The sequence below is a fragment of the Syntrophales bacterium genome (assembly GCA_023229765.1).
GTDB lineage: Bacteria > Desulfobacterota > Syntrophia > Syntrophales > UBA5619 > DYTH01.
Genome location: JALNYO010000061.1, coordinates 1 through 8,890, shown reverse-complemented (window position 1 = coordinate 8,890; position 8,890 = coordinate 1). Strand labels below are relative to the sequence as shown.

Genomic DNA, 8,890 nt, shown 5'->3' with positions numbered 1-8,890 from the left:
GGCGTCGTGAATCCATGTCCTTGCTCCATTCCGAGTGAAGATCCTAATTTCAACTATAGATAGAAAATAGAGAAGGGGCACTTAGTTAAAAGTGCCCCTTCTCTTAAAGGATGTTCGGCAACGTTCTACTCTCCCACAAGGTCACCCGTGCAGTACCATCGACGCTGTGAGGCTTAACTTCCGGGTTCGGAATGGAGCCGGGTGTTTCCCTCACGCTATGGTCGCCGAAACTCTATTGAGATATCAATCATTTGGTTCTCGACCGTATCTCGAGAACCACACAGTGGACGCGTAGCAGCTTTGTAGTTAAATCCTCGGCCTATTAGTACGGGTCAGCTACAAGTCTTGCGACTCTTCCACTTCCCGCCTATCAACCCAGTCGTCTAGCTGGGGGCCTTACCCGGTAAACCGGTGGGAAACCTAATCTTGAAGCGAGCTTCCCGCTTAGATGCTTTCAGCGGTTATCCCTTCCGAACGTAGCTAATCGGCGGTGCTATTGGCATAACAACCGACACACCAGAGGTTCGTCCGTCCCGGTCCTCTCGTACTAGGGACAGCCCTTCTCAAGTTTCCTGCGCGCACAGAAGATAGGGACCGAACTGTCTCACGACGTTCTGAACCCAGCTCGCGTGCCTCTTTAATGGGCGAACAGCCCAACCCTTGGGACCTACTCCAGCCCCAGGATGAGACGAGCCGACATCGAGGTGCCAAACCTTGCCGTCGATATGGACTCTTGGGCAAGATCAGCCTGTTATCCCCGGGGTACCTTTTATCCGTTGAGCGACGGCGCTTCCACAAGCCACCGCCGGATCACTAGTTCCTGCTTTCGCACCTGCTCGACATGTCTGTCTCACAGTTAAGCTCCCTTGTGCACTTACACTCGACACCTGATTACCAACCAGGCTGAGGGAACCTTTGAGCGCCTCCGTTACTTTTTAGGAGGCGACCGCCCCAGTCAAACTACCCACCAGACACTGTCCCTGATCCGGATTACGGACCGAGGTTAGAAGTTCAAAACGATCAGAGTGGTATTTCAACGATGACTCCACAAACACTGGCGTGCCCGCTTCACAGTCTCCCACCTATGCTACACAAACCGTTCCGAACACCAATATCAAGATATAGTAAAGGTCCCGGGGTCTTTCCGTCTTTCTGCGCGTAACGAGCATCTTTACTCGTAATGCAATTTCGCCGAGTTCACGGATGAGACAGCGCTAAAGTCGTTACACCATTCGTGCAGGTCGGAACTTACCCGACAAGGAATTTCGCTACCTTAGGATGGTTATAGTTACCACCGCCGTTTACTGGGGCTTAAGTTCTCAGCTTCGCCTTGCGGCTAACCAGTCCCCTTAACCTTCCAGCACCGGGCAGGCGTCAGTCCGTATACATCGTTTTGCAACTTCGCACGGACCTGTGTTTTTGGTAAACAGTCGCTTGAGCCTGGTCTCTGCGGCCTTCTAACGCTTCGGAAGTAAATTCCTACACGTCAAAGGGCCCCCCTTCTCCCGAAGTTACGGGGGCATTTTGCCGAGTTCCTTATCCATGATTCTCTCGATCGCCTTGGTATTCTCTACCTGACCACCTGTGTCGGTTTCGGGTACGGGCCGCTATAAATCTCGCTAGATGCTTTTCTCGACAGCATAGGATCATCCACTTCGCCATACGGCTCGGCATCAGCTCTCAGGATATGTGAGACGCGGATTTGCCTACGTCTCTCCCTACGACCTTACCCCGGGACAACCATCGCCCGGGTTGGACTGCCTTCCTGTGTCACACCATTGCTTAACTACTACCACACCACTCCGCGCGCTCCATTCACTCGACAAAAGCCGAGCTCACTTCAGGCGCAAAAGCTTTAGTGGATTCGTTATGGGCGATTTAAAGCGGGTACCGGAATATCAACCGGTTGTCCATCGACTACGCCTGACGGCCTCGCCTTAGGTCCCGACTTACCCTGGGCGGATTAGCCTGGCCCAGGAACCCTTGGTCTTTCGGCGGTTGGGTTTCTCACCCAACTCTCGCTACTCATGTCTACATTCTCACTCGTGTGACTTCCACGGCTGGATTCCTCCGCCGCTTCACCAGTCACACGACGCTCCCCTACCCATCCACACTCCTGGACCTTACGGCCGGGATAGTGTGTGAATGATAGAACGTCGGTGGCGTGCTTGAGCCCCGTTACATTGTCGGCGCGAAATCACTTGACCAGTGAGCTATTACGCACTCTTTTAAGGGTGGCTGCTTCTAAGCCAACCTCCTGGTTGTCTATGCGACTTCACATCCTTTTCCACTTAGCACGCGCTTTGGGACCTTAGTTGCTATTCTGGGTTGTTTCCCTCTCGACGACGAAGCTTATCCCCCGCCGTCTCACTGCTGCGCTCTCACTTACCGGCATTCGGAGTTTGGCTGATGTTGGTAAGCTTGTAGGCCCCCTCGACCATCCAGTAGCTCTACCTCCGGCAAGAAACACGCAACGCTGCACCTAAATGCATTTCGGGGAGAACCAGCTATCACGAAGTTTGATTGGCCTTTCACCCCTACACACAGCTCATCCCCTAATTTTTCAACATTAGTGGGTTCGGTCCTCCACGCGGTCTTACCCGCGCTTCAACCTGGCCATGCGTAGATCACCTCGCTTCGGGTCTAGATCATGCGACTCATTCGCCCTATTCAGACTCGCTTTCGCTACGGCTTCCCCTCGACGGGTTAACCTTGCCACATAACACTAACTCGTAGACTCATTCTTCAAAAGGCACGCAGTCACAACTTACGTCGCTCCTACGGCTTGTATGCACACGGTTTCAGAATCTATTTCACTCCCCTTTCGGGGTTCTTTTCACCTTTCCCTCACGGTACTAGTCCGCTATCGGTCACCAGAGAGTATTTAGGCTTAGCGGGTGGTCCCGCCAGATTCATACCGAATTCCTCGAGTTCGGTATTACTTGGGATACCAGTAATGAGTTAACTGCGTTTCGATTACGGGGGTCTCACCCTCTATGCCGGACTTTCCCACGTCCTTCATCTACGCAACTAATTTTTGACTCATTGAACGAACGGAAGTCCATTCCAACTGGTCCCACGACCCCGATACTGCAACGCCTGCCGGCTTGACACAGTATTGGTTTAGCCTCTTCCGCTTTCGCTCGCCACTACTAACGGAATCACGGTTGTTTTCTCCTCCTGTGGGTACTGAGATGTTTCACTTCCCCACGTTCCCTTTACCCGCCCTATGTGTTCAGGCGGGAATAACCAGACATTACTCTGGCTGGGTTTCCCCATTCGGAAATCCTCGGATCACAGCTCGGTTGACAGCTCCCCGAGGCTTATCGCAGCCTCCTACGTCCTTCATCGGCTTCTGGTGCCAAGGCATCCGCCATGTGCACTTAATAATTTGACCACAAAGATGCTCGCGTCCACTGTGTAGTTCTCAAGCTACGGGCGGTACTCAGTATGCCGTGGCCACCTTTGCGAATAAATTCACCGGGTTTGACCTGCTTACTAAGTCCAGAAGGTGCGGCGCTAGCCGTCCCCTCAGGACCCAACAACGTGCCTAGTTAGTTTTCATAGAGAAGAGCCGGTTCCACTCCTAATAACCCTCAACGTAAACGTTAAAGGTTTTCGGTTGTACTAGGGATTCTAAAATTCAATAAACCTAAGTCAATGCTCCACGTAAGCAACCTCGAAAGGCGCTTACATCTAAGGAACTCCTTAGAAAGGAGGTGATCCAGCCGCACCTTCCGGTACGGCTACCTTGTTACGACTTCGTCCCAATCACCGATCCCACCTTCGGCAGCTCCCTCCTTGCGGTTGGGCCACTGACTTCGGGTGTTACCGACTTTCGTGACGTGACGGGCGGTGTGTACAAGCCCCGGGAACGTATTCACCGCAGCGTTGCTGATCTGCGATTACTAGCAACTCCGACTTCATGGGGTCGAGTTGCAGACCCCAATCCGAACTGAGACCGGCTTTTTGGGATTCGCTCCACCTTGCGGTATCGCAGCCCTTTGTACCGGCCATTGTAGCATGCGTGCAGCCCAAGACATAAGGGGCATGATGATTTGACGTCATCCCCACCTTCCTCCGAGTTGACCCCGGCAGTCTCCTGTGAGTCCCCAACTAAATGCTGGCAACACAGAACGAGGGTTGCGCTCGTTGCGGGACTTAACCCAACATCTCACGACACGAGCTGACGACAACCATGCACCACCTGTATACCGACCTTTTACAGCTATGACATTTCTGCCATATTCCGGTATATGTCAAGCCTTGGTAAGGTTCTTCGCGTTGCGTCGAATTAAGCCGCATGCTCCGCTGCTTGTGCGGGGCCCCGTCAATTCCTTTGAGTTTTAATCTTGCGATCGTACTCCCCAGGCGGGGCACTTAATGCGTTAGCTGCGTCGCAGAAACCGTGGAAGGTTCCCACAACTAGTGCCCACCGTTTACGGCGTGGACTACCAGGGTATCTAATCCTGTTCGCTCCCCACGCTTTCGCTCCTCAGTGTCAGTAATGGCCCAGAGACCTGCCTTCGCCATTGGTGTTCCTCCTGATATCTGCGCATTCCACCGCTACACCAGGAATTCCAGTCTCCCCTACCACACTCTAGTTCGCCCGTATCGAATGCAGGTCTGGGGTTGAGCCCCAGATTTTCACATCCGACGTAACGAACCACCTACGAGCTCTTTACGCCCAATAATTCCGGACAACGCTTGCACCCTATGTATTACCGCGGCTGCTGGCACATAGTTAGCCGGTGCTTCTTCTGCAGGTACCGTCACTTTCGCTTCTTCCCTGCTGAAAGCGGTTTACAACCCGAAGGCCTTCATCCCGCACGCGGCGTCGCTGGGTCAGAGTTTCCTCCATTGCCCAATATTCCCCACTGCTGCCTCCCGTAGGAGTCTGGGCCGTGTCTCAGTCCCAGTGTGGCCGGTCGCCCTCTCAGGCCGGCTACCCGTCGTCGCCTTGGTGAGCCATTACCTCACCAACAAGCTGATAGGCCGCGAGGTCATCTTCTACCGAAAAACTTTCCAAACTCGGTGATGCCACCAAGTTTCATATCCGGTATTAGCCCCGGTTTCCCGGAGTTATCCCAGAGTAGAAGGCAGATTCCTCACGTGTTCCTCACCCGTTCGCCGCTAATCCATCCCCGAAGGGATCTCATCGCTCGACTTGCATGTGTTAAGCACGCCGCCAGCGTTCGTCCTGAGCCAGGATCAAACTCTCCATAGAAAGTTTTTATCTGGCGTACAGACTATTAATAACTGACGTTATTTTTTTGTCTTTACCAAAGGAAATCAACGGGTATAGCTTTTTGCTCTCCAGCAAAGCTGGAAAGCTAGTGCCATACCTCATTGAGGTATTACTTCGTGGTCTCACTCTTTCACGCTCAAAACCCGAAAGTTTTCAGACATGGCAAGAGGAGCCACATTGGCATTGACTTATGGCACGCTGTTGAGTTCTCAAGGTACGGATGCGCACTGCTTCCGAAGATCTCTCTTCATTTTCAGGGCAGACCTACAAATCTAGTCCAGAGGCGCTTGTGCGGTCAAACCGCACGCAAACCACTCACTTCGAATTTGAAGGAAGTCCTTGCTGTCCGGCCTTAAATCGTCCGGTGCACTGCAAGGAGCGTAACTATATGTCGCGCTCAGCCCAGGGTCAAATCGAGATCGAACCGCGAATGGGCGCCTGCCAAAACCTTGATTTATAAGGCTTTTTTCGAAATCTCCACCGCAATGAGGTCTCGCTTGCCTTTTCTCAGGATGGCAAAACGGCCGAAAAAGAAGTCTTTTTCCGCGGGCGCGAACTCCTCGCCGGCGATTTTCGCGTTATTGAGATATGCGCCACCCTCTTTGACCACCCGACGAGCCGCCGACTTGGAATCCACCACCCCGGATGCCGCCACCAGGTCCACCCAGGTCGGGATCTCTTCGCGGGACTCCACAAATACGTGTGGGAGCTCGGCTAGGGCGCTCTCCAGCGTGGCTTCGTCGAGCTCTGAGAGCTCTCCCTGTCCAAAGAGAGCCCGCGAGGCGGCTTCGACTCGTTCGCAATCTTGTGACCCGTGAACCAGCGTCGTGAGCTCGCGAGCCAAGGCGCGGTGCGCGGTGCGCGCACCCGGATTCTCATTGTGAGATTTTTCTAGTTCATTAATTTCATCGTGTGAAAGAAAAGAAAATACTTTGAGGAATTTAATGACATCGCGGTCTTCGGTATTCAACCAATATTGGTAGAACGCATATGGTGATGTCATCGTTGAGTCGAGCCACACACTTCCGCCCGCCGTCTTACCAAATTTTGCGCCGTCGGCTTTTGCCAGCAGCGGAATGGTTAAAGCGTGACCGCTGCCGCCTTCGACGCGACGTATGAGATCCAAACCAGCAACAATATTTCCCCACTGATCAGAACCACCAATTTGCATGATGCAGTTGTGGCGTCTGAAAAGTTCAAGAAAATCAAGTGATTGAAGGACTTGGTATGAGAATTCCGTGTAGGAAATTCCCCCGCCTTCTAATCGAGCAGAGACAGATTCCTTTGCCAGCATTTGATTAACACTGAAATGTTTCCCGATGTCTCGCAAGAAATCGATCGCAGAAAGTGGCGCAGTCCAATCCAAGTTATTTACTACACGTGCGGGGTTCGTTGATGCATCTAAATCCAAGAATTTCGAGAACTGTCCTCGAAAACGCAAAACCCACTCTTCGACTATCTCCTCTGTATTGAGAGTCCGCTCTTCATTCTTACCACTCGGATCCCCCACCAAACCCGTCGCACCACCGACAAGTGCAATCGCGTGGTGTCCGGCGAGTTGAAATCTTCTGAGAACTGTCAAGATGACAAGGTTTCCGACATGCATGCTTGGAGCAGTTGGATCAAAACCCGCGTACAAGGTGACCGGCTTGGAAAGTGCCGCTTTCAACTCAGTTTCATCAGTTGACTGCGCCAACAATCCACGCCACTTGAGGTCATCGAGTAAGTTCATTGCCCCATCATGCCCGAAAAGCGCTTGATCTCGCTGGTAATCCACTTATGGCTCCGGGCGATCTGCGATTCGAGAGTAGCGATTTGCGAAGTTAACTGAACAGGTGCTGTGCCACCAAACATGACGCGGGAAGCAAGTGCCCCAGAGACGGAGAGCACATCTCGGACCCCGGCTGACAGGGCCGGATGAATCGCCGTGAATTCCTTGTCCGTTAACTCGTGCAATTCGCGACCAGTCGACTCGCACTTGCGAACGCACTCTCCCGCTGCTTCGTGGGCGCTCGCGAATGGAATGCCAGCACGTACCAGGAAATCCGCGATTTCGGTGGCCAGCGAGAAACCAGTTGAGGCTGACATCGCCATCTTCTCCCGGTTGAAAACCGTCGTGGCGATCATTCCGGAGAACGCCGGGATCACTAGGTTCATCGTGTCGATAGAGTCAAAGAGTGGCTCTTTGTCTTCTTGTAGATCACGGTTGTACGCGAACGGCAGGCCCTTAAGCATGGTCAAGACTGTCGTGAGATTTCCAATAACTCTTCCGGCTTTTCCGCGCGCAAGTTCGGCAATATCAGGATTCTTCTTCTGCGGCATTATGGATGAGCCAGTCGCGTACGCATCATCAAGTTTGGCCCATCCAAATTCAGTCGAGGTCCACAAACACCACTCCTCTCCCATACGTGAAAGATGAAGTCCGACCATCGCGATAGTAAACAAGGCCTCTGCGACAAAATCTCTATCACTCACTGCGTCAATACTGTTGGCAATGGGTGCTTTGAATCCAAGATTCAACGCACTCGCTTCAGGGCTGATTGGAAGCGATGAGCCAGCAAGGGCGCCCGCACCAAGTGGAGAGAACGAAGTTCGCTCGTACCAATCATGTATTCGATCTACATCCCTCCCCAATGCATGTGCATGTTTGGCAAGTTCGTGACCGAAGATCACGGGCTGTGCATGCTGAAAATGCGTGAAACCTGGAGCGGGTGCATCCGCATACTCTTTGGCTATATTGAGGATTGTCGACTGAAGATCTGAAACAAGTCCGGCAACATTGAGCATGTGGTCAATCGCGTACAACCTAAGATCGGTTGCGACTTGATCATTCCTTGATCGGCCAGCGCGAAGTGCCCCGCCCAGTTCGCCTAACTTCTTTGTAAGCCCACGTTCAAGCGCACTATGCACATCTTCATCAGTGTCGATGGGAACGAATGCGCCAGACTCGACATCACCCTGTAACTCTTTGAGGGCATTGCGAATGAGACCTGCATCTTTCGTGTTAAGCAGTCCCCCATCCTCAAGTCCCTGTAAATGAGCAAGAGAGGATCGCAAGTCATACGGTGCTAAACGCCAATCAAACTCGATGCTCCGCGAGAGCGCGAAGACCGCATCAGCAGGCCCATGCGAAAATCTTGCTCCCCATAAAGCCATGATTACTTCTTCATTCTTAGATTTCGCGCAGAAGCGATACGGGAAGGAAGGCCCCAGAGATCGACAAATCCCTTTGCTAATGATTGATCAAAGGTATCTCCCTCGTCGTATGTCGCCATATCAAAGTCGTACAAAGAGGCTTCGCTGCGACGTCCAGTAACCCAGCATCGGCCTGCATGCATCTTCAAACGAACATCACCCGTGACATATTCATTAGCGAAATTGAAGAGGCTGTCTAGGCCTTCACGCAGAGGTGAGAACCAGAGGCCGTCATAGACGAGCTCGCCCCATCGTTGTTCGCTGGCTCGCTTGAAGCGAGCCAGATCGCGTTCCACGCAGACATTCTCCAATTCTTGATGGGCAGTGATAAGTGCCAGCGCACCTGGTGCTTCGTACACTTCACGACTCTTAATTCCTACAAGTCGATCCTCGACCATATCGAGGCGGCCTACACCTTGCGCACCGGCGCGACGGTTGAGTTCGACA

General features: G+C 52.7%; 3 protein-coding genes and 3 rRNA genes. All 6 read right to left on the bottom strand.

The window, feature by feature from the left end; genetic code table 11:
* Positions 1 to 112: 112 nt before the first annotated feature.
* Positions 113 to 229: ribosomal RNA gene (gene rrf, locus M0P74_17480) — 5S ribosomal RNA — on the bottom strand.
* Between the two features lie 73 nt (positions 230 to 302).
* Positions 303 to 3,397: ribosomal RNA gene (locus tag M0P74_17475) — 23S ribosomal RNA — on the bottom strand.
* Between the two features lie 315 nt (positions 3,398 to 3,712).
* Positions 3,713 to 5,227 (bottom strand): 16S ribosomal RNA (locus M0P74_17470).
* The 16S, 23S and 5S rRNA genes sit together here, the layout of an rRNA operon.
* Before the next feature lie 475 nt (positions 5,228 to 5,702).
* Complete coding sequence (gene tyrS / locus M0P74_17465) at positions 5,703 to 6,980, bottom strand: tyrosine--tRNA ligase (GenBank protein ID MCK9365379.1); 1,278 nt, start codon at positions 6,978 to 6,980, stop codon at positions 5,703 to 5,705.
* Positions 6,977 to 8,404 carry an argininosuccinate lyase gene (gene argH / locus M0P74_17460; GenBank protein MCK9365378.1) on the bottom strand — a complete coding sequence of 476 codons (1,428 nt, stop codon included), beginning with the start codon at positions 8,402 to 8,404 and terminating at the stop codon, positions 6,977 to 6,979. Before argH ends, tyrS begins: the two co-directional genes overlap by 4 nt.
* A 2-nt stretch (positions 8,405 to 8,406) precedes the next feature.
* Positions 8,407 to 8,890, bottom strand: a 484-nt coding sequence (locus tag M0P74_17455) for an argininosuccinate synthase (GenBank protein ID MCK9365377.1), incomplete at its 5' end; no start/stop codon positions are given.